At 42.3% G+C, this 19,659-nt stretch carries 21 protein-coding genes; 13 read left to right on the top strand and 8 right to left on the bottom strand.

The window, feature by feature from the left end; all coding sequences use genetic code 11:
- On the bottom strand, window positions 1-144 hold a 144-nt coding region (locus tag RB622_RS30385; protein WP_409021812.1), incomplete at its 3' end, for a transposase.
- A 98-nt stretch (window positions 145-242) separates the two neighbouring features.
- Between RB622_RS30385 and RB622_RS22265 the strand changes: the two genes are divergently transcribed.
- The 3 genes from RB622_RS22265 to RB622_RS22275 are packed head-to-tail and all read left to right on the top strand — an operon-like array spanning window position 243 to window position 3,047.
- Window positions 243-383: a hypothetical protein gene (locus RB622_RS22265; protein WP_308048888.1), complete on the top strand. Its 141-nt coding sequence runs from the start codon at window positions 243-245 to the stop codon at window positions 381-383.
- A gap of 13 nt (window positions 384-396) precedes the next feature.
- Window positions 397-1,251, top strand: a complete 855-nt coding sequence (locus RB622_RS22270; RefSeq protein ID WP_308048889.1) for a glycoside hydrolase family 16 protein — start codon at window positions 397-399, stop codon at window positions 1,249-1,251.
- A gap of 35 nt (window positions 1,252-1,286) precedes the next feature.
- Window positions 1,287-3,047 carry a DNA polymerase III subunit gamma/tau gene (locus tag RB622_RS22275; protein WP_308048890.1) on the top strand — a complete coding sequence of 587 codons (1,761 nt, stop codon included), beginning with the start codon at window positions 1,287-1,289 and terminating at the stop codon, window positions 3,045-3,047.
- Window position 3,048: 1 nt separating this feature from the next.
- Here the strand turns inward: RB622_RS22275 and coaE are convergent, their stop codons facing one another.
- The 6 genes from coaE to nusB all read right to left on the bottom strand — a co-directional run bounded on the left by coaE (window position 3,049) and on the right by nusB (window position 6,998).
- Window positions 3,049-3,654: a dephospho-CoA kinase gene (gene coaE / locus RB622_RS22280; protein ID WP_308048891.1), complete on the bottom strand. Its 606-nt coding sequence runs from the start codon at window positions 3,652-3,654 to the stop codon at window positions 3,049-3,051.
- A gap of 78 nt (window positions 3,655-3,732) precedes the next feature.
- Window positions 3,733-4,368 carry a hypothetical protein gene (locus RB622_RS22285; protein ID WP_308048892.1) on the bottom strand — a complete coding sequence of 212 codons (636 nt, stop codon included), beginning with the start codon at window positions 4,366-4,368 and terminating at the stop codon, window positions 3,733-3,735.
- A 216-nt stretch (window positions 4,369-4,584) separates the two neighbouring features.
- Window positions 4,585-4,884, bottom strand: a complete 300-nt coding sequence (yajC, locus tag RB622_RS22290; protein WP_308048893.1) for a preprotein translocase subunit YajC — start codon at window positions 4,882-4,884, stop codon at window positions 4,585-4,587.
- A gap of 73 nt (window positions 4,885-4,957) precedes the next feature.
- Window positions 4,958-5,401 (bottom strand): DUF1573 domain-containing protein, encoded by a 444-nt coding sequence (locus RB622_RS22295; protein ID WP_308048894.1) that lies wholly within the window; start codon window positions 5,399-5,401, stop codon window positions 4,958-4,960.
- Between the two features lie 13 nt (window positions 5,402-5,414).
- Entirely contained in the window at window positions 5,415-5,717 is a 303-nt protein-coding gene (locus RB622_RS22300; RefSeq protein ID WP_308048895.1) for a YtxH domain-containing protein, read from the bottom strand.
- Between the two features lie 114 nt (window positions 5,718-5,831).
- Window positions 5,832-6,998, bottom strand: coding sequence for a transcription antitermination factor NusB (gene nusB / locus RB622_RS22305; protein ID WP_308048896.1), 1,167 nt, complete (start codon window positions 6,996-6,998; stop codon window positions 5,832-5,834).
- 359 nt (window positions 6,999-7,357) lie between these two features.
- Between nusB and RB622_RS22310 the strand changes: the two genes are divergently transcribed.
- From RB622_RS22310 to RB622_RS22320, 3 genes are all read left to right on the top strand, one after another.
- Window positions 7,358-9,139, top strand: a complete 1,782-nt coding sequence (locus RB622_RS22310) for an ABC transporter ATP-binding protein (RefSeq protein ID WP_308048897.1) — start codon at window positions 7,358-7,360, stop codon at window positions 9,137-9,139.
- Between the two features lie 179 nt (window positions 9,140-9,318).
- A complete protein-coding gene (locus RB622_RS22315) occupies window positions 9,319-9,543 on the top strand; it encodes a hypothetical protein (protein ID WP_308048898.1) in 225 nt (74 codons plus the stop codon).
- Window positions 9,540-9,794 carry a Txe/YoeB family addiction module toxin gene (locus RB622_RS22320; protein ID WP_308048899.1) on the top strand — a complete coding sequence of 85 codons (255 nt, stop codon included), beginning with the start codon at window positions 9,540-9,542 and terminating at the stop codon, window positions 9,792-9,794. Before RB622_RS22315 ends, RB622_RS22320 begins: the two co-directional genes overlap by 4 nt.
- Window positions 9,795-9,800: 6 nt before the next feature.
- Here the strand turns inward: RB622_RS22320 and RB622_RS22325 are convergent, their stop codons facing one another.
- The gene (locus RB622_RS22325) at window positions 9,801-10,565 is read right to left on the bottom strand and encodes a LexA family transcriptional regulator (protein ID WP_308048900.1); all 765 of its coding nucleotides are present in this window, start codon (window positions 10,563-10,565) and stop codon (window positions 9,801-9,803) included.
- A 135-nt stretch (window positions 10,566-10,700) separates the two neighbouring features.
- Here RB622_RS22325 and dinB point away from each other — a divergent pair, with 135 nt between their 5' ends.
- From dinB to RB622_RS22360, 7 genes are all read left to right on the top strand, one after another.
- Complete coding sequence (gene dinB / locus RB622_RS22330; protein WP_308048901.1) at window positions 10,701-11,933, top strand: DNA polymerase IV; 1,233 nt, start codon at window positions 10,701-10,703, stop codon at window positions 11,931-11,933.
- A 235-nt stretch (window positions 11,934-12,168) separates the two neighbouring features.
- On the top strand, window positions 12,169-15,132 hold the full coding sequence (locus RB622_RS22335; protein WP_308048902.1) for a DNA polymerase III subunit alpha: 2,964 nt from the start codon (window positions 12,169-12,171) through the stop codon (window positions 15,130-15,132).
- Window positions 15,133-15,226: 94 nt separating this feature from the next.
- Window positions 15,227-15,739 carry a sigma-70 family RNA polymerase sigma factor gene (locus RB622_RS22340; RefSeq protein WP_308048904.1) on the top strand — a complete coding sequence of 171 codons (513 nt, stop codon included), beginning with the start codon at window positions 15,227-15,229 and terminating at the stop codon, window positions 15,737-15,739.
- A 172-nt stretch (window positions 15,740-15,911) separates the two neighbouring features.
- Entirely contained in the window at window positions 15,912-16,745 is an 834-nt protein-coding gene (lgt, locus tag RB622_RS22345; protein WP_308048905.1) for a prolipoprotein diacylglyceryl transferase, read from the top strand.
- Between the two features lie 100 nt (window positions 16,746-16,845).
- The gene (locus RB622_RS22350) at window positions 16,846-17,883 is read left to right on the top strand and encodes a trifunctional transcriptional activator/DNA repair protein Ada/methylated-DNA--[protein]-cysteine S-methyltransferase (protein ID WP_308048906.1); all 1,038 of its coding nucleotides are present in this window, start codon (window positions 16,846-16,848) and stop codon (window positions 17,881-17,883) included.
- A 92-nt stretch (window positions 17,884-17,975) separates the two neighbouring features.
- A complete protein-coding gene (locus tag RB622_RS22355) occupies window positions 17,976-18,698 on the top strand; it encodes a lipocalin family protein (protein WP_308048907.1) in 723 nt (240 codons plus the stop codon).
- 56 nt (window positions 18,699-18,754) lie between these two features.
- Window positions 18,755-19,606: a sugar phosphate isomerase/epimerase gene (locus RB622_RS22360; protein WP_308048908.1), complete on the top strand. Its 852-nt coding sequence runs from the start codon at window positions 18,755-18,757 to the stop codon at window positions 19,604-19,606.
- The last annotated feature ends 53 nt before the right edge of the window (window positions 19,607-19,659 follow it).

A 19,659-nucleotide genomic window follows, 5' to 3' on the forward strand; every position in this document is an offset into this window, starting at 1 on the left:
TCGCCATTGCGTTCCAGTTTCAACAAGCCAAAAAATAGAATTTACAACGGTTCTTAAGGAATGTTGTCTTGCCCTTTTGTTGTCAACTATTTTTTCGACAAATTGCCATTGAGAGTCAGTCATTTCTTTGAAATTCGATTTCATAAACTTGTTTGAGGTGAGATTCAACAAGTTTAACGACTGGCTCTCATTATTAGTTTAATACAATCCAAAACATACTCTAAATTAAAATAACAAAAACCATGAAAACAAAGAAAAGTAGTCCCGAGCAAAAACTTACAGGTGAACAGATTGTTCAAAAAAAGTTGGATGAAGCCAATGCAATGTTAAGAAAAATGGACTTCTCAAAATTACCGCAACGAACTGCTAAAAATCAAGGTTAGTCTGTTTAAAAATATGCAAAAATATTCACCTCCAAAACTGTATTTCTTTTTACTCTTCCTGATCGGGTTTGTGGATTGTTCGCAATCACAAACCGTTCCAGCACCGCCGATTTCGGACAAATACAAATTTGACTCCAAACCAATCTGGCAAGACGAATTTGATTACTCAGGAAAACCGGATGCAAAAAAATGGGGTTATGACCTGGGTGGACACGGATGGGGAAATCATGAGCTGGAAAACTACACCGAGAATTTAGAAAATGCCCGCGTTGAAAACGGCAATCTGATTATTGAAGCAAGAAAAGAAAAATCTGGGAAGCAGCCTTACAGCTCAGCCAGGCTCGTAACAAAAGGCAAGGCTGATTTCCTGTATGGAAAATTTGAGATCCGGGCGAAGCTGCCTCAGGGCCGGGGAACCTGGCCTGCGATCTGGATGCTTGGAACTGAGCAATCTTATGGCAATAAAGGCTGGCCCGACAATGGCGAAATTGATATTATGGAACACGTCGGCTTTGATCAGAACCGTATCCATGGCAACATACACACCAAAGCATTCAACCACGTACTGAAAACAAATAAAGGAAACCAGATTGTGTTAACCGACGCTTCGACCGCATTTCACATTTATTCCTGCGAATGGACTCAAGGCTACGTTTCCATCGCTGTCGATGGGCAGGAATATTTCAGATTTGTCAAAGAATCCGGCTATTCCTGGGAGCAATGGCCCTTTGATAAATCTTTTCACCTATTATTAAACATGGCTGTCGGAGGCGACTGGGGAGGACAGAAAGGTGTGGATGACAGCATTTTCCCTCAAAAAATGGAGATTGATTATGTCCGTGTTTACCCGTTGGCTGTGAAAAAGTAATTTGAAATTCCACCGCACGGAGCTAACTTGCACCCATGGATCATTTCGTTGTTTCGGCCAGAAAGTATCGTCCAGTCACTTTCGACTCGGTGGTTGGCCAATCACATATTACGACTACGCTTAAAAATGCAATTCGTACCAATCACCTGGCGCAGGCTTTTCTGTTTTGCGGTCCGCGTGGTGTTGGGAAAACGACTTGTGCCCGGATTTTAGCAAAAACAATTAACTGTCAGAATCTTGGCGATGACGTAGAAGCCTGTGGCGAATGTGAATCCTGTATCAGTTTTCAGAACAACGCTTCTTTCAACATCCACGAACTGGATGCTGCTTCCAATAACTCTGTGGAAGATATTCGTAACCTGATCGATCAGGTGCGCTATCCGCCTCAGACCGGAAAATATAAAATCTATATCATTGATGAGGTCCACATGCTTTCTCCGGCGGCTTTTAACGCCTTTCTGAAAACATTGGAAGAACCGCCTGCCTACGCGATTTTCATTTTGGCTACCACTGAAAAACATAAAATCCTGCCGACGATCTTATCGCGCTGCCAGATTTTTGATTTCAACCGTATCCAGCCCAAAGACATCGCTTATCACCTGGCTGATATTGCGAAAAAGGAAGGCATTGAAACGGAAAAAGAAGCACTCGAACTCATCGGCCAAAAAGCCGACGGCGGTTTGCGAGATGCCCTTTCGATGTTTGATTTAAATGTCACTTTTTCAACCGATAACCATCTGACCTATGCAGCCGTTTTAGAAAACCTGCATATTCTTGACTATGATTATTATTTCAAAATAACGGATGCCTTAACGGCTGCGAGTGTCGCACGCTCATTGGTTTTGTTTGACGAAATATTAAGAAAAGGTTTTGACGGACATTTGTTCGTCGTCGGTTTACTGGAACATTTCAGAAATCTTCTGGTCTGCAAAGATGCCGCAACGGTTTCCCTGTTGCAAGTTTCCGAATCTGCGGAGAGGAAATATGTTGATCAGTCCCGAAATGCGGATATGAGCTTTTTGCTATCTGCATTAAGTGTCGCCAGCCAATGTGACGTCAATTACAAGGCTGCGAAAAATCAGCGGTTGCATGTGGAGTTATGCCTCATGAAACTCGCAAATTTACCCCATGTTCTTCAACTTAATTCTCATGCAGCCGTTGATGAAACGGCAAAAAAAAAAGTTGAGCCTCAACAGCAATCCGTAAATAATGAACCAAAGGCGTCGGCTTATGAAAGTCCGGCAAGCGAGACCAATGGCGGTTTTGCTACCAACAATGCGCAACAAATAGCGCCTGTCGCAGCGAAACCCTCAAAATTACGCAGTACAACGCAGCTTATTCCTTCCACGCCATCGGCACAAACTTTACCGGTGAAGGAAGTCGCCACATTACAGGAAAACAAAAATCCTGAGCCGGTTCCGATGGCGACTTTGGAGCTGACGCTGGAAAATTTACAACAGGTCTGGCAGGAATTTGCGGAGCACAGGAGAAAAACCAAAGATTCTACAACGGAAGGCATAGCCCTAAACCGGGCCGTTGACCTGGTAGATTTCACCATCCAGATTGCGCTCGACAATGATCCGCAGATGGATGCGATACAGGGCATGCGTTATGATTTGCTGGGCTATCTAAAAAGCAGGTTTAATGCGCCAAAATTGGATATTAACGCGCGTGTCGCTCCCCATGAGGTGCAAAGGTTACCATACACGCCTGCGGAAAAATTCAACTATATGGCTGAGAAAAACCCTTACTTGCTGCAATTAAAACAAGCCCTGGGACTGGATGTTGATTTTTAATTTATTTTGCACCGGCAATTTGCAGGAATAATTGATGAAGATGCAGAACCTGAGGAATTAAAGCGGCATTTTCATCATTATTGATCGTAAAATCGGCGATCGCCTCGCGTTCTTCTTCTGAAATTTGTCTTGCGATAATCGCTCTGATTTCCTCTTCCGAACGGTTTTCATCCCGATTTTTTACCCTCTGAATTCGAAGTGCAATGGGGGCCTGCACTACAATCACATAGTCAAGATTGTTATTAACGCCGGCTTTATTCATAAGAGCCGCTTCCTTGATCAGGTAAGGAGATTCACTATTTCTTGTCAACCAGTCCGCTGTGTCTTTACCCACGGCCGGATGAATAATGGCATTCAGATTTTTGAGAAGATCAGGGTTTTTGAAAACCCTGGAGGAAACATAAGAACGGTTGTATTCACCAGACTCCGTATAAGATTCCGCACCTAGTAATTCGACAACAGCCTTTCGTATGGTCACATCATGATTTGTGAGCCATTTTGCCCGGGTATCAGCGTCGTAAACAGGAATCTCAAGACAGGAAAATAATTTACAGACAATGCTTTTACCCGAGCCGATTCCACCTGTTACGCCTATATTCACTTTCATTGAAGGTTAATGATTAACGTTTGGTGGTTGCAGATCTGATAACAAGAATCAGGAACTTTTGAAGCCAGAGAAATCAAATTACTTTATGTTACCCAACACTTGCGCCACTTCAAAACTTACGTATACATCCCGGTGGCTGACTTCCACCAAAGGGGTTACAGGAAGAGGAATCTGGAGACTTTCATCAAAGTTATTCTGGATTTTCGTCGTAGGGATTCCGATACGAATCGTATCCGGATAACCCCGCACCAGGGAAATAGGACCATCAATTGAAATTAATGACGGCGAAATATTTATGATACTTGAAATCACATACCCTTCACGCATATTAATCCCAGCACTGTCAATACGGATCGGGATAATTTTGCGGATCTTTCTTTCAAAACTCAATTCAAATGTGTCGGAAACCACATAGTTAACCTTTACATCCGGAAAAAGCTCTGTGATCTGGTCTGTCAGTGATGTTGAGTTGATAAAACTTGCTTTGGTAGGATTCAGTACTTTATAAACCACGGGCAAAGCGTTGAAATTCAGCCAGGATTTCCTGAGCAGATTCCATCCATCCCCCGTCACATTGACCGAAATTCGCTTAGGCAATGGCTGTAACGGCACGAAGGCAGTGGCATCATACTCAACCGTCAGCGGATAGCTGAGCCTTATGGAGTAATCGTCTTTGTTCAGCACATTCATCAACCAGAAAAATGTAGCCGCCAAAAAACACCCTATAAAAGTTTTAATCTTATTCCGACCTGAAGGAATGTTACTCACAGCTGGTTTTTAAAAATTGCACATTAAAATGTACAGTTAAGTATTATACAAAAATAGCGGTATCAGGGATTTGATGTAAATACCTTATATCAACTATAAAGGCCACCCCTGACACCACTATGAATATTATTTCAAATAGATAACGTTCTTCTGTTAATTCTATTATTCTGCAACAGTACGGGCAATCGCCGATTTGTCAACAGTCAATTTTACACCCTTATCCAGCTCAAGTGTTACTAAAGTTTCTTCCACCGTGTAAACTTTTGCATGGATTCCACCGATTGTAACAACCTGATCTCCTTTTTTAATGCTGTTAAGAAGCGCCTTCTGCTCCTTTTGTTTCTTTTGCTGCGGACGGATCATGAAGAAATAAAATACCCCTATAATCCCAACCCACATCACGACCTGATAAATCATGGCTTGTGAGCCACCTGCTGCTTGTAATAAAATTGAAAGTGTCATTATTAAATTAGGGTTATTTAGATAATTAAAACGAGATCAATGCAGATACATTGTCGGGAAATAAATTCCCACTTTATTTTGCTGCTTCCGGTTTTGGTGCTGCATTTACAATACCTCTCAAACGCAACTCCGAATAGGCAGGATCTGTATTGGCATACACCGTTACTGTTTTCACCTGCGGACCCGATTTGCCTTTGCTGTTAAAACGAACTTTTATGCTCGAAGCAGCATTCGGGCTGATCGGTTCACGGGGCCATTCCGGCGTTGTGCAGCCGCATGATGACGTAATATTGTTCAGAATCAGCGGATATGGTCCGTCATTTTTAAAATAAAAAACATGTTCCACAATTTCACCTTCCTGGATAGTACCGAAATCATAGGACGAACTGTCCGTCAGTGTAAAAACCGGAAGTTTAATGTCTCCGTTTTTCGTTTCAGTCTTTTTTTCGGAACCTGAACAATTAACAAGCATGAAAGCAATTCCCGAAAGAACTACGAATGCAGCAATTTTTTTCATACGTTAAGTTAAATCAGTTGGTCTGACCTTTTATCTGCGCCATCAGACGATCAACGTCTTCAAGCAATTTTTCTGCTTTTTCACGCGCATCATTCACGACACGCTCTCCCTCGGCCCTTGCAAAGCTGTCAGGCTGATTTTTACCTTCGATCAGGTCTTCAATAACAGCTTGCAACTTTTCACGGTATTTCGACAACCGGTAAGTCAGCTGTGTACGAAGTACATTTCCCTTATCGGGAGCATAAAGAATACCCAACGCTGCTCCTGTGGCACATCCTGTCAAAAATGCAATTAAACTACGGCTTGATTTACTCATGGCATTATAATTTATAGCGGTTAGCCGCAAATGTTGGTGGTTAGCTTTTAAATTATTTACAATAAACAAATTTTTCGGGTTTCCCCTCTGCCCTTCAGCCTAAAAATTCTGTGCCTATTTATTATCGATCAATCCGCGGCCACTTTTTCTGACAACACCTTCTGCCGCCAGTTTGACTGAAAGCACATCCAGTACACCATTTATAAACTTGCCGCTTTTTGGCGTGCTATACCTTTTTGCAATTTCAATAAACTCATTGATCGTCACTTTTACTGGGATTCCCGGGAAGTGGATCAGCTCGGCCAAAGCCGTTTTCAGGATGATCATATCGACCAAGGCAATACGGTCAAGCTCCCAGTTTTTCAGCTGTTCGTCAAGATAAATATCATACTGATCACTTTCCTCGATCACCGTTTTGTATAGTTCTTCTACAAAGAAACGATCTTCCTCCCAGTCTTTTGTCAACGGTGCAAGACCAAAAGTAGCTGCATTATCAGCCGACTTAAGCGTTTTAATTGCAAGTCCTCGGATAAGTTCACTGTGATCTACCCAATATAAATCACGCTGTTCCAGGAAATCCAGGGGAACTTCATGTTTTAAAATGATCTGACGTAAAATGTATTGGATGATCTGTTGATCCTCTTCTTCGGTGTGTTCCTTTTTGTGGCAGTATGCCTCATACTCGGCATTCTTACGTAATGCTTCACGATAGGTTTTACGTATCATGTTCATGTCATTACTCCAGTTGATACCGTTTCTGATGATTTCTTCTTCCAGCGTTTTGTCTGCCTGAAGAACATTGATTACACGATTGGTGTTCAAACCGCCGTCCTTTGGGAAAGGTGCTTCGGGATCATCATATCTGCGCTCACGGTCCATTTTCGCCTGATGTGCCAGTTCCAGCAACATCGACAAAACCCGGATAAAATCAACGTAAATAGATTCCGTTTCATTCAACACCCGGCGAACCATCTTCTCTCCGTCTCCCTCAGTCTGTCTCTTATACGCTCTGAATGCGCTTTCGGCAACTTTCAGTACTTCGGCAGTAAACTCCTCATTCTCCTTCACTTCGCCGCTTTTAATAAGTTCATCCAACGCTAGTCCCGCCAAACGCTTATTGTTGTTTAATTTCTGCTTATCCTGAAACTCCATAGAGTTCAAATCAGGGGCAAATGCTTCCTCAATCTGATCCAAAGCAAGTAATCGGTTGGCATCAGCAGTTAATTTGCGCGCATAAAGAGCTTGAACAGCTTTTGTTCGTAATAATCTTCTATTCAGCATAAGCCGGAACACTAATTGGATAAAAGGTACAGTAAACCAAAGAACGTATCTGCGTGTTAAGCAAGGTTTTTTATTTTACAATACCCCGCGTTAATATTAAAATTGACCGCAAAATTAGACTATTTTGTTTAGAAATGGAAAAATGCAAGCCAGGCTTTTTAATTTTGCAACGTTTTAAAACGTTTGCATGTTGGTATTTAAACACACCAGAATCTGACGAAATTTCGATTACCGGCAAAAAACCGGCGTATTTAATTTTAGTAATTTCTTCATTGCGGATAATCATTTCAGTAAGAAAGGTTAACGACCAAATAAATCACTGAAGAATAACGCAAAGACCAAATCAACCGCATTACCACGTGAAAGCACTTAAGTACCTCAATAAGTACCTCTTGAAGTATAAATGGTATCTTATTTTAGGAATAATTTTTACTATAATTTCTAATCTCTTTGGAATTATTCCGGCGCAACTTGTTCGTTATGCACTGGATCTGGTCGGTGAAACCCTCGACGTCTATTATTTATTTGACGGCGCAGCCTTGCAGTCCGAATTATACGACAGCTTTGCTTTCACGATTTTGTTATACGGACTGCTCATTCTGGCGATGGCCTTGCTTAAAGGAATATTCTTATTTCTGGTAAGACAAACCATTATCGTCATGTCGAGACATATTGAGTATGAGCTCAAAAATGACGTTTACAATCATTACCAGACTTTACCCACAAGTTTTTTCAGGAGCCATAACACCGGCGATTTGATGGCGAGAATCTCCGAAGATGTGAGCAATGTCCGGATGTACGTCGGACCGTCTTTAATGTACGGGATTAACCTGATCGTACTTTTCATCCTCGTTATTTCCTACATGCTTACGGTCAATGCAAAACTGACCCTTTACGTATTGTTGCCGCTACCACTGCTTTCCATCAGTATTTATGTGGTAAACAGCATGATGATGAAACGCTCCCAGGAGATTCAAAAACAACTTTCAGCACTTTCCACGTATGTGCAGGAGGCTTTCTCGGGCATCAGGGTTATTAAATCTTTCGTTCAGGAAAGACATTCGTTTACCAATTTCAAAACGGAAGCGGAAGATTTTAAAAACAAGTCGCTTCGTTTGGCCAAAGTCGATGCTTTCTTTTACCCTGTTATTGTGCTGCTGATCGGGATCAGCAATATCCTGGTCATTTTTGTTGGTGGTAAAGAGATCATGAACGGAAATCTTACGCCGGGAAATATTACCGAGTTTATCCTGTATGTCAACATGCTCACCTGGCCGGTGATGGCCTTGGGTTGGACGACCAGCCAGATCCAGCGCGCGGCATCGTCCCAGACGCGTATCAATGAATTTTTGAATGTGAAAAATACCATTGTTTCCGATAAGAATGTCGAGAAAACCCTGGACGGAATTATCTCCTTTAAAAATGTGGGATTTGTGTATCCGGATTCAGGCATACAGGCGATAGAAAATTTCAATCTGGAAATAAAACATGGTGAGAGTGTAGCGATTTTAGGCACAACTGGTTCCGGAAAAAGCACGCTGGCGCATTTGCTTTGTCGTCTTTACGATCCTACCGAAGGCGAAATTTTGGTTGACGGCACCCCGCTTCGGGATTACAACGTGCATGCCTATCGCCGTCAGTTGGGTTATGTGCCCCAAGACGTATTTTTATTTTCAGATTCAATCGCCAACAATGTTCGGTTTGGAAGTACAGACATGTCTCAGGAACGCATCGAACTGGCAGTTAAAGACGCTGATTTGCTTCGTAACATCCAGGATTTCCCCCAGGGTTTTGAAACCCGTTTGGGCGAACGCGGTATCACCTTATCAGGCGGACAAAAACAAAGGCTTTCGATTGCCCGCGCCATTGCCCGTGACCCAAAGGTTCTTATTCTGGACGACTGCCTTTCGGCGGTTGACACAAACACGGAAAACATTATCCTGACAAACCTCAAACGCATCATGGATGAACGGACTTCCGTGATTATCTCACACCGGGTTTCTTCTGCCAAGCTGGCTGATAAGATCGTCGTGCTGGACAAAGGAAAAATTGTAGAACAAGGCACTCATGCCGACTTGATGACCAAAAATGGCGCTTATAAGGAATTGTATGAGAAACAATTGATGGCAGAAGAGGTTTAAAGTGATTTAACCGCCTTAACTTCCTCTTCCACGAGAAAATTAAAAATGAGTGACCTATATAACGAAGAAACGTCTTAGTTATACAGGTCACTTTTTCATTCTTTCTAAAATCATAGCGTCAGAAAATTTACAATTTTTATCACTATTTTTGTTAATGAAGCACTAATATGAATTTACCAATGAAAATTGAACTTGAAGTGCCCGACAGTAAAGTTTCGTTTATAATGGAATTGCTGGAAAGTATACCGTTTATTAAAGTAAAAAAAACGGACATCCATGTGGCGTCCAAAATGGATACCACCAATTATTTGCTTAGCACCCCCGCCAATGAGCAACGTCTTTCTGATGCCTTAGAAAGATCAAAACAAGGGATAATTGAGCACCATAATTTATTTAAAGAATGACTTTGTCCTGGGATCACGATGCCTGGACTGATTACCTGTACTGGCAGGATACCGATAAAAAAGTACTAAAGAAAATAAATGAGCTTATCAAGGAATGTCTCCGTACCCCATTCGATGGAAAAGGCAAACCTGAACCGTTAAAACGAAATCTTAGCGGCCTTTGGTCTCGTCGAATAACTGATGAACACCGGCTTGTTTACGAAGTAAAGACGAACGTTATTCATATTTTACAATGTCGTTTTCATTATTGAAAAATATCATTCTTTCACCAGCTTCCTCACCTCCTCTTTCAACTCCTTCATTTCCTGATGCAGGTTTTGCAAACTTACAGAGGTTGAATCGGTTTCCATATCGAAAGTAAGCTTACTATGGACCTGCCAGATTTCCCTGACCTCGCTCCTGTCAACAGGAATCGGGCCATATTCGGGATTAAGGGAAACCAGGTTTACAAAAGTTGTTTTGTCATCCTTCTGAATTTTTTTCACCAAAATGCTGTCAGCCGTCACAACGACATACATCCGGTTGCTTTTCACATGCTCCCAGCCTTCAACAGCCTTTCCTACAATCCATTCATCCGACTGCAAGACCGGCGTCATGCTGTCGCCGTCCACCTGGAATCCTCTGAAAGTCGCATTCCGGAACTCCGGTAAAGGGATGCCAAAAGCCGGTAAATTTTCAAACCAGTTAGCGTCCCCAATGTTATGGGGATAACCAGCCGCAGCCTTTGCACTGACCAGGACAATATTATCCTGGCCGACATTATCGACAGTCACCACTTTCGGACTCATCACGGGCTCTCCTATCCGAAGATATTTTTGTCCGCTTTCTCCAAAAAGCCACAACGGGTTGATATGGTGCTGCTTCAAAAGCTCCTTAACAACCTGCCCCGGTATTCTTGTTCGCCCCCGCTCAATATCCGCCGTGGTCGCATTAATACCCAGTTGCTCGGCAAATGCAGCCTGAGTAAGGCTCAACTCCTCTCTTATTTGCTTGAAACGTTTGCTTTCTTCTTCGATCGGCATAGGTCTGACAAACTTGTGGTTAACTGGCTAATATTTTCAAAGATATAATTTTTTTGGAATATTTCCATTGCATATTCAGGAATAAATCCATAATTTTGGAAATAATCCATTAACTAGTAAAAATTCCAAAACGCCATGGAACGAACCATTCTGCACATGGACCTTGATACATTTTTTGTGTCTGTTGAACGTAAAATTGACAATCGTTTGGAAGGAAAACCCATTTTGGTAGGAGGCATTGGCGACCGCGGCGTCGTGGCGGCATGCAGCTATGAAACCCGTTCATTCGGTGTGCACTCAGGAATGCCCATGAAAATGGCAAAAAACCTTTGCCCGGAGGCTACGGTTATACGCGGCGAAGGCGGTGTTTATTCCGAGCATTCAAAAGTCGTTTCTGAAATTATCCGGGAAGCAGTCCCAGTTTTTGAAAAAGCCAGTATCGATGAATTTTACGCAGATTTATCAGGTATGGACAGATTCCAGGGATCATCTTACAAAATGGCGCAGGAGCTACGGATGCGCATTAAAAAAGAAGCAGGACTTCCAATTTCATTTGGACTCTCTGCCAATAAACTGGTTTCGAAAGTAGCAACCGGGACTGCGAAACCAGACAATGAGCGAAAAATAGATTTTGGCACGGAAAAATCCTTTCTGGCGCCGATGCTGGTACAGAAAATCCCGATGGTGGGCGATAAAACAAACCAGATTCTTTATAACCTGGGCATAAAACATGTGAAAACAATACAGGAAATGCCTGTGGAAATGATGGCGAAAGTATTGGGTAAAAATGGCATTGTACTTTGGAACCGCGCAAATGGAAGGGATGACACGCCCATTATCCCCTTTCATGAACGAAAATCAATTTCCAATGAGCGCACCTTTGGAAAAGACACAGGGGACGTGAGACGAATGCGGGAAATGATCAGAGCTATGGCCGAAAACCTTGCCTATCAACTGAGAAACGGGGATAAATTAACGTCCTGCATTGCGGTTAAAATACGCTATTCGGACTTCAACACTTTTTCAAGACAAATGAAAATCCCATACACATCAGCAGATCATATGCTGATACCCCAAATTGAAAAATTATTCGATCAGCTGCATAACCGCAGGATGATGGTACGGCTTGTGGGCGTTACATTCAGCGATCTGGCCAACGGAAATTACCAGATCAATATGTTTGACGATTCAGAAGAAAAACTAAATCTGTATCAGGCGATGGATCTTTTGCGGAACCGCTACGGAACAGACAAACGAGGGAATTCCATTGTAAGCTGGGGCACGACGCTGGGCATTGCCAACATATCCAGCATGGGAAACCCCTTCAACGGAGAGCCGCCGATCATTCCGGCACACAGGAATGCGTAAGGGAAGGATAATGGAGAAGTTTACCAGTAAATTTCAGGCTGCATAACAGCTTCCTGTTTCTAGCAAAAGTGGATCAAAAAACCCCAGGCTCCATCGGAGCTTTTGATAACTTATAGCAACCATAAACCATACTGACTAAAACCCTTTCATCCGTTCCTGGTTAGATTCGCGCTTCACAATTTTCACCATAAACTTTCATCCCTTAGGGATTCGCCAACGTCCCCCAAAAAACATCATGTTACTCAACTGTCACTCTTATTTCAGTCTTCGCTACGGGATGATACCGGAGGAAGAATTACTTAAACTTTGCGTGCAGCATGATTACCATACCATCGCGCTTACCGATATCAACAACACGTCCGGTTGTCTGAATTTTGTGCGCACTGCTTCCAAATATGATATCAAACCTATTCTGGGTATTGATTTCAGAAACGGTATGCAACAGCAATTTATAGGATTGGCTAAAAACAATACAGGTTTTCAGGAACTGAACGCCTATTTATCCAGGCATTCTCATGACAAAACAAATTTTCCGGATCAGGCGCCTGCTCTCGAAAATGCTATTTTCATCTATGCCTTCGAGCAATTACTAAAAACAAAAAAAGAATCGTTTGCCAGCAACGAATACATCGGCATCACCATCAAGGATTTAAACCGCATCCGGTTTTCTCCATTGGCTAAATACGATGATCGGTTTGTCATATTACATCCGGTGAGTTTCCGGCATAAGAAGGATTTCAGTGCGCACCGGCTTTTACGCTCCATTGATGAAAATACGCTGTTGAGTAAACTTTCAAATTTTACCACAGGCGAAGAAACCGAGCAGATATTACCCGCCAAGGTTCTGGAATATCATTTTAAAAACCTCGACACGATCGTTTACAATACCGAAAAACTGATGGATCAGTGCCACATCCATTTTACTTTCGGGGATGAAAGACAGCATCAGAATCTTAAATTATACAAAGAAAGTGAGGCTGAGGATTATAAACTGCTTACTTCGCTGACCTATAAAGCGCTCGGCTACCGCTATGGAAACGATATTAACGACAAGATTTTTGACCGGATCGCATCAGAACTTGAAATTATCCAGAAACAGAATTTTGTCCCGTTTTTCCTGGTCAACCATGATATTGTAAGTTATGCAAAACGAAAAGGCTATTACTATGTCGGGCGCGGAAGCGGGGCAAACAGCATCGTTGCGTATCTGCTTAGTATAACCAATGTGGACCCTATCGAACTCGATCTTTATTTTGAACGCTTCATCAACATCCATAGAAAAAATCCTCCTGATTTTGACATCGATTTTTCGTGGAAAGATCGGGAGGATATTACCCAATACATTTTTGACACTTTTGGCAAAAAAGGCCAGGCAGCGCTTTTAGGCACTTACAGTACCTTTCAGCACAGTGCTGCTGTACGAGAGCTGGGCAAAGTTTTCGGTTTGCCAACCTACGAAATTGATGCACTCAGTGATGGCAAATATGATCCCAAAAAACTCGATCAGCTATCAGCGCTGGTGATTAAATATGCCCAGTATTTTCAGGAAAATAAACAGCCGAATCACCTAAGTATCCATGCGGGCGGGATTCTGATCTCCGAGCGGCCTATTCATTATTTTTCCGCTACCGATCTTCCGCCTAAAGGTTTTCCGACAACCCAGTTTGACATGGTGATCGCCGAAGATGTCGGCCTGAACAAATATGATATCCTTAGCCAGCGCGGCTTGGCGAAAATCAAGGAAACTTTGGAAATCATCGCATACAACAAGCCCGAAGCCCCAAAAATTGATATTGATGATGTGAAGCAGTTTAAAATCGATCCCCGGATCAACGACCTCATCAAACAGGCGCAGTGCATCGGCTGTTTCTACGTGGAATCGCCGGCGATGCGTATGCTTTTGAAAAAACTGGAAGTGGATAATTATCTGGGTCTGGTTGCTGCAAGCTCGATCATCCGCCCCGGTGTTGCCAAAAGCGGCATGATGCGGGAGTATATTTTGCGGCACCAGGATCATGACAGAGCGAAAAATGCGCATCCGGTTTTGCTCGATTTAATGCCTGAGACTTATGGCATCATGGTTTATCAGGAAGATGTGATCAAGGTAGCCCATTACTTCGCCGATTTAACTTTGGGAGAAGCCGATGTAATTCGTCGGGGAATGAGCGGAAAATTTCGCGGGCGAGATGAATTCGAGCAGGTTAAGGCCAAGTTTTTCAAAAATTGCAGGAACAAAAAATACGACTCTAAAATAACAGAAGAGATTTGGGGGCAGATCGCCAGCTTTGCCGGTTATGCTTTCGCCAAAGGGCATTCTGCCTCTTATGCCGTAGAAAGTTATCAGACGCTTTTTCTGAAAGCTTATTATCCGCTCGAATTTATGGTGGCCGTGCTGAATAATGGCGGCGGTTTTTACGCACCGGAGTTATATGTCCATGAAGCCAGGATGCTCGGCGGGAATATACTTGCACCTTGTGTGAATCACAGCCAGGCCCAGAGCGTGATCAAGGGGAATGACATTTATCTGGGCATGCAGTCATTAAATGAAATCGAAGAGAAAACAATCACCCGCATCATCGAAGCCCGGGAGAACGAAGGTGACTTCACCTCATTAAATAATTTTCTGGACCGGGTTGCTATTTCAATCGAGCAGTTGACGATCCTGATCCGTATCAATGCTTTCCGGTTTACTAAAATCGATAAAAAGACCTTGCTCTGGAAAGCGCATTTCCGGTTAAGTAAGACTCAAAACAAAGTGCCTCAAAAGCAATTATTTCAGGTTGATGTTAAAGAATTTGATTTGCCGGCATTTGAAACTTCTTCCACCGACGAAGCTTATGATCAGATCGAATTACTGGGCTACCCGCTTTGCAGCCCATTTGAACTGCTAAAAAATCCGATGTCAAAAAGTGTGATGTCAAAAGATCTGTATAAGCACGTCGATCAGGATGTAATACAGTACGGCTATCTTGTGGCTATCAAAAATACACGGACATCAAAAGGAGAACGGATGCAGTTTGGCACGTTTCTGGATCAGGAAGGTCAATTTATTGATACTGTACATTTCCCTCCGGTAGCGGCAAAGTACAATTTATCAAATAAAGGTATTTATAAAATTTACGGAAAAGTGGTTGATGAATTTGGATTTCTAAGTATTGAAGTGACTGAGATTGTACGGATGGATTTGGCATTGCGGTAATCGATTCAGAGAATTTTATTGCCATTTCTCTATTCCGTTTGTGACATTTAACGTTTCAATAGATACTAATGTTCTGCCATCAAAATGAATAGCGATGCATTCTGTAACCAAAACGTATTTCGTACAAATCATTCAGGAACATCAGGGTATCATCAATAGCATCTGCCACGTCTATTATACCGACGATGAAGATGTAAAAGATGCACGACAGGATATTATTTTGCAATTATGGAAATCGCTGCCAACCTTTCGCGGTGAAGCTAAAATCAGCACCTGGCTTTACAGAGTGGCACTGAATACTATTCTTACTAAAATCAAAAAAGATAAGAAAAATGCATTAAATGACCCGTTGTCAGACATCCATCTGAATACAGGTTTCAATACTGACCCTCCAAATGATGATATTCAGCAACTGCTGTTTCTTGTCGATCAACTTGAAGTTAACGACAAAGCCATCATGATCTTACATTTTGAAGGATATAGCCACAAGGAAATTGCAGAAACGCTGAACCTGTCGGTAACCAATATCAGCACCCGTATGAACCGGATTAAGAATAAACTAAAAGAAATCTTTTCAGCTGCCTATCATGAATTCAGATCGATTTAATACATCTTGGAAAAATTTTAAGATTTCAAACAGCCTGAACGAAATCAATGGCGATGAAATTCTTAACATCATAGAAAAGGAAAAGTCCTTCCATTTCTCAGCGGACAGGATTTTCCGTAATACCGCTATTTTTTCTTTTCTAATCCTGTTTTGCCAAAATTGTTATCTTTAAATGGCTCCTGCATCGCTTTCCTATATACTCTGGACTGTCAGTCCCAACATATTCCCAAATCTGGAAATTCCAAAATGGTATGGACTATGCTGGGCAGCAGGAATTTTCCTAGCCTATCAGATTATGATTTATATATATAAAAAGGAAGGAAAAGCCTTAAACCAGCTGGATATCCTGGCGACCTACTTATTGGTTGGAACCTTACTTGGAGCCAGACTCGGGCATATTATCTTCTACGACCCGACCTACTACTGGCATCACCCGATTGAAATTCTCCCGATACGCCTGTCACCATCTTTTGAATTTACAGGATTATCCGGACTGGCAAGTCATGGCGGTGGTCTGGGCGTTTTTGTGTCAATTTATCTTTATTGCAGAAAATATCAGGAAAGTTATCTCCAAATCGCGGACAGAATCGCGATTGCAGTCGCTTTAACAGGCGCATTTATCCGATTTGGAAATTTAATAAATTCTGAAATGATCGGGATTCCGACCGCTGTACCGTGGGCCTTTGTATTCACATCAGCCGACAATATCCCAAGACATCCTGCTCAACTGTACGAATCCATTTTTTGTCTTTTTCTTTTTGTTTTTATGTTTTTAATATGGAAAATAAAAGGCGACAAGATCCGGGATGGCTTTCTGCTCGGCATATTTCTGACCACTCTTTTTAGCTTCCGCTTCCTTGACGAATTTTTAAAGATCAATCAGGAAGCATTTGAGAACGAATTGCTTATTAACATGGGACAAATACTGAGCATACCTTTTGTTATTACAGGTATCATTTTAATATCAAGATCTTACAAAGATCGAAATGCAATCATTTCATCCTAAGTTAGTGGTCCCTTATACCATTTTAAATCAAAAAAATGCTTGTCAATTTTCCGGTTGCAGCCGCTTCTGGCCGTCTCTATTTTTGTAAGAAAAAACACCTATGCTTACAAACGAAATCATGTATCAGGCGCTGCTCGACAAAGATGTTTCCTATGAAGGGAGTTTTATAGCAGCTGTCAAAACAACGGGTATTTTTTGCCGTCCGACCTGTACCGCCCGAAAACCGAAACAGGAAAATGTTGAGTTCTTCAAAACGACCAAAGACGCGATTCTTCATGGTTACAGGCCTTGCAAGGTTTGTAATCCGCTCGACAAAATGGGTGAAACACCTGACTACATACGCGAAATCCTGGCCGCATTAAGCCTCGATCCCTCACATAAATTCAAGGACTGGGATTTGAGCCAGAGGGGAATTGAACCGAGCAAAATCCGACGGTGGTTTATAAAAAATCATGGGATTACTTTTCAATCCTATCAGCGGATGTTCCGGATTAACTCTGCTTTCAGGAAAATTCAGGACGGGCAAAGCATTACATCCGTGGCCTTTGACGCTGGTTATGAATCCCTGAGTGGCTTCAATGACTCTTTCAAATCCATTTTTGGTGTTGCGCCAACGTTAAGCAAAAACAAACGGATCATCAACATAAACCGACTGGAAACCCCGTTGGGTCCGATGTTTGCCTGTGCGGTTGAAGAGGGAATTTGTCTGCTTGAATTTACGGACCGGCGCATGCTGGAAACCGAATTTAAAACCCTGGCAAGGCTACTCAACGCCACGATTGTCCAGGGCGAAAATGTTCATTTTGACCTGTTACAAAAAGAATTAACCACATATTTTGAAGGTGAGCTAAAAGATTTTTCAGTTCCATTATTTATGCCCGGAACAGATTTTCAACAGGCTGTCTGGAAAGAACTGCAAAATATTCCTTATGGCAAAACACGGTCCTACAAACAGCAATCCATTGCGTTGGGAAAGCCCGAAGCTGTTCGTGCAATCGCCAATGCAAACGGCATGAACCGGATATCGATTCTCGTTCCCTGTCACAGAGTTATTGGCGGAAACGGTGAGATGACGGGTTATGGCGGTGGTATCTGGCGGAAACAATGGCTGCTGGATCTTGAAAATAAAAATCAGTAAATATCATAACTTCCTCAAAATTGAATGATACCTTGATGCGTTAAAGGGGAGCTTATACTCTTTTAGTTAACAAATCCATCAACGTATTTTCAATGAAAAAGCTATCTTTTTTTATTCTCGGCATTGGCATTACGCTGGCTTCGTGTAGCCAGGAATCAGGCTCCATTTCAGGAAGCTGGGCCACGCCGATGGAAGACCAGCCACAGCATCAAAGCGGATTTACGCTGAAAGACGAAGGGACTGCCGCGGCTATCAACCTTGGTGATAAACGTTATGATAAATGGGAAAAATTCGGAGACCGCCTGATTCTTTACGGTACGTACCAGGATTCGAGCAAGGGAACGAATTTTATTGATACGCTCAAAATCGTCTCTGTCAATGACAGCACAATGGTCTTAAAAGTTACTGGTGGGAAAGAAATTACCTATACCAAAACAACAGCACCTGACAAGCTGATCAGTGATTTCGAGCACTATGACTGCTTCACCTATATTGCAAAAAAAGACACCGCTTTTTTACACATCAATACGGTTAACAATATCGTTACGGGCGATCTTGAATATAAGTTATTTGAAAAAGACCGCAACAAGGGAACGGTGCGGGGTAAAATGTCAGGCGACACATTGTTAGCCGATTATGTATTTTCTTCCGAAGGGCATGAATCGGTCAGAGAGATTGTTTTGATAAAAAAAGGAAGTGATCTTATTGAAGGATTTGGTGACGTATCGGAGAAGAATGGAAAGCTCAGCTTCCTGGACCGCTCTAAAATTAATTTCAAAAAAGGCCTGTCATTTAAGAAAATAAACTGTCCCTGATTAACCTGCGGACATCGTATTTTCAATAAAATAAGAAATTTAAACTTTACTGACTTATGTTAAATCCAAAATTCGGAGCTTCAATATTATCCTGGATTCCACCCCATTGGACACCAGAATCCGGGCTTCATGCGATAAAAAAAACAGCGAAAACAGGATTTGATATACTGGAAATTCTGCTTCCCGTCTCCATGGATTTCGATGCCGCCACCGTTAAAAAACAACTCCGCGATCATAACATCGAAGCCATTTGTTCTTTAAACCTGCCCAAAAACTGTCATATCCCGTTTCATCCACTGGAGGCAACGACGTTAATAAAAGCAGCTCTGGATAAAGCCGCTGAGCTTGGTGTCAATTTTCTTGGAGGTGTTTTGCATTCCGGCATCGGCGTTTTCACAGGTCTGCCCCGAACAAAGGAAGAGGAGGTGATCATCTGCCAGGTGTGGACGGAAGTTTCCGCCTATGCAGCGAAGCTCGGAATAAAAATCGGGATCGAACCCGTCAACAGATACGAAAGCTATATCTGCACGGCTGCCGGTGAAACCCTGAATTTAATTAAAAAAACAAACGCAGCTAACCTGGGTTTACATCTGGACACCTTCCATATGAATATCGAAGAGTCAAATTTCCATGATCCGATTGTGCAAGCTGGCGATAAACTTTTTCATGTCCATATGACGGAGAGTGACCGGGGGATGCTGGGAGAAGGCAACGTGCACTGGGACGAACTTTTTAAGGGTTTATCAAAAATCAACTATACAGGCGCGCTGGTTCTGGAAAATTTTTCGTCGGAAATTAAAGAGCTGATCGGCCCGACTTCCTTATGGCGCGCTTCAAAATACAATGCCGAAGATCTGGCAAAAGACAGCCTTGCATTTATGAAAAAAATGTGTGCAAAGTATAATTGAATTTCCCGATAAAATTAACGGTCTGTTTCTTGGCACCTGAATCATCTATTTTT

The sequence above is a fragment of the Dyadobacter sp. LHD-138 genome, assembly GCF_030929615.1.
GTDB lineage: Bacteria > Bacteroidota > Bacteroidia > Cytophagales > Spirosomataceae > Dyadobacter.

Bases quoted from the DNA above. Each gene is read 5' to 3' on its own strand.
- RB622_RS22265 (WP_308048888.1), top strand. From the start codon at position 243: ATGAAAACAAAGAAAAGTAGTCCCGAGCAAAAACTTACAGGTGAACAG.
- RB622_RS22270 (WP_308048889.1), top strand. From the start codon at position 397: ATGCAAAAATATTCACCTCCAAAACTGTATTTCTTTTTACTCTTCCTG.
- RB622_RS22275 (WP_308048890.1), top strand. From the start codon at position 1,287: ATGGATCATTTCGTTGTTTCGGCCAGAAAGTATCGTCCAGTCACTTTC.
- coaE (WP_308048891.1), bottom strand. From the start codon at position 3,654: ATGAAAGTGAATATAGGCGTAACAGGTGGAATCGGCTCGGGTAAAAGC.
- yajC (WP_308048893.1), bottom strand. From the start codon at position 4,884: ATGACACTTTCAATTTTATTACAAGCAGCAGGTGGCTCACAAGCCATG.
- RB622_RS22295 (WP_308048894.1), bottom strand. From the start codon at position 5,401: ATGAAAAAAATTGCTGCATTCGTAGTTCTTTCGGGAATTGCTTTCATG.
- RB622_RS22300 (WP_308048895.1), bottom strand. From the start codon at position 5,717: ATGAGTAAATCAAGCCGTAGTTTAATTGCATTTTTGACAGGATGTGCC.
- nusB (WP_308048896.1), bottom strand. From the start codon at position 6,998: ATGCTGAATAGAAGATTATTACGAACAAAAGCTGTTCAAGCTCTTTAT.
- RB622_RS22315 (WP_308048898.1), top strand. From the start codon at position 9,319: ATGAAAATTGAACTTGAAGTGCCCGACAGTAAAGTTTCGTTTATAATG.
- RB622_RS22320 (WP_308048899.1), top strand. From the start codon at position 9,540: ATGACTTTGTCCTGGGATCACGATGCCTGGACTGATTACCTGTACTGG.
- RB622_RS22325 (WP_308048900.1), bottom strand. From the start codon at position 10,565: ATGCCGATCGAAGAAGAAAGCAAACGTTTCAAGCAAATAAGAGAGGAG.
- dinB (WP_308048901.1), top strand. From the start codon at position 10,701: ATGGAACGAACCATTCTGCACATGGACCTTGATACATTTTTTGTGTCT.
- RB622_RS22335 (WP_308048902.1), top strand. From the start codon at position 12,169: ATGTTACTCAACTGTCACTCTTATTTCAGTCTTCGCTACGGGATGATA.
- RB622_RS22340 (WP_308048904.1), top strand. From the start codon at position 15,227: ATGCATTCTGTAACCAAAACGTATTTCGTACAAATCATTCAGGAACAT.
- lgt (WP_308048905.1), top strand. From the start codon at position 15,912: ATGGCTCCTGCATCGCTTTCCTATATACTCTGGACTGTCAGTCCCAAC.
- RB622_RS22350 (WP_308048906.1), top strand. From the start codon at position 16,846: ATGCTTACAAACGAAATCATGTATCAGGCGCTGCTCGACAAAGATGTT.
- RB622_RS22355 (WP_308048907.1), top strand. From the start codon at position 17,976: ATGAAAAAGCTATCTTTTTTTATTCTCGGCATTGGCATTACGCTGGCT.
- RB622_RS22360 (WP_308048908.1), top strand. From the start codon at position 18,755: ATGTTAAATCCAAAATTCGGAGCTTCAATATTATCCTGGATTCCACCC.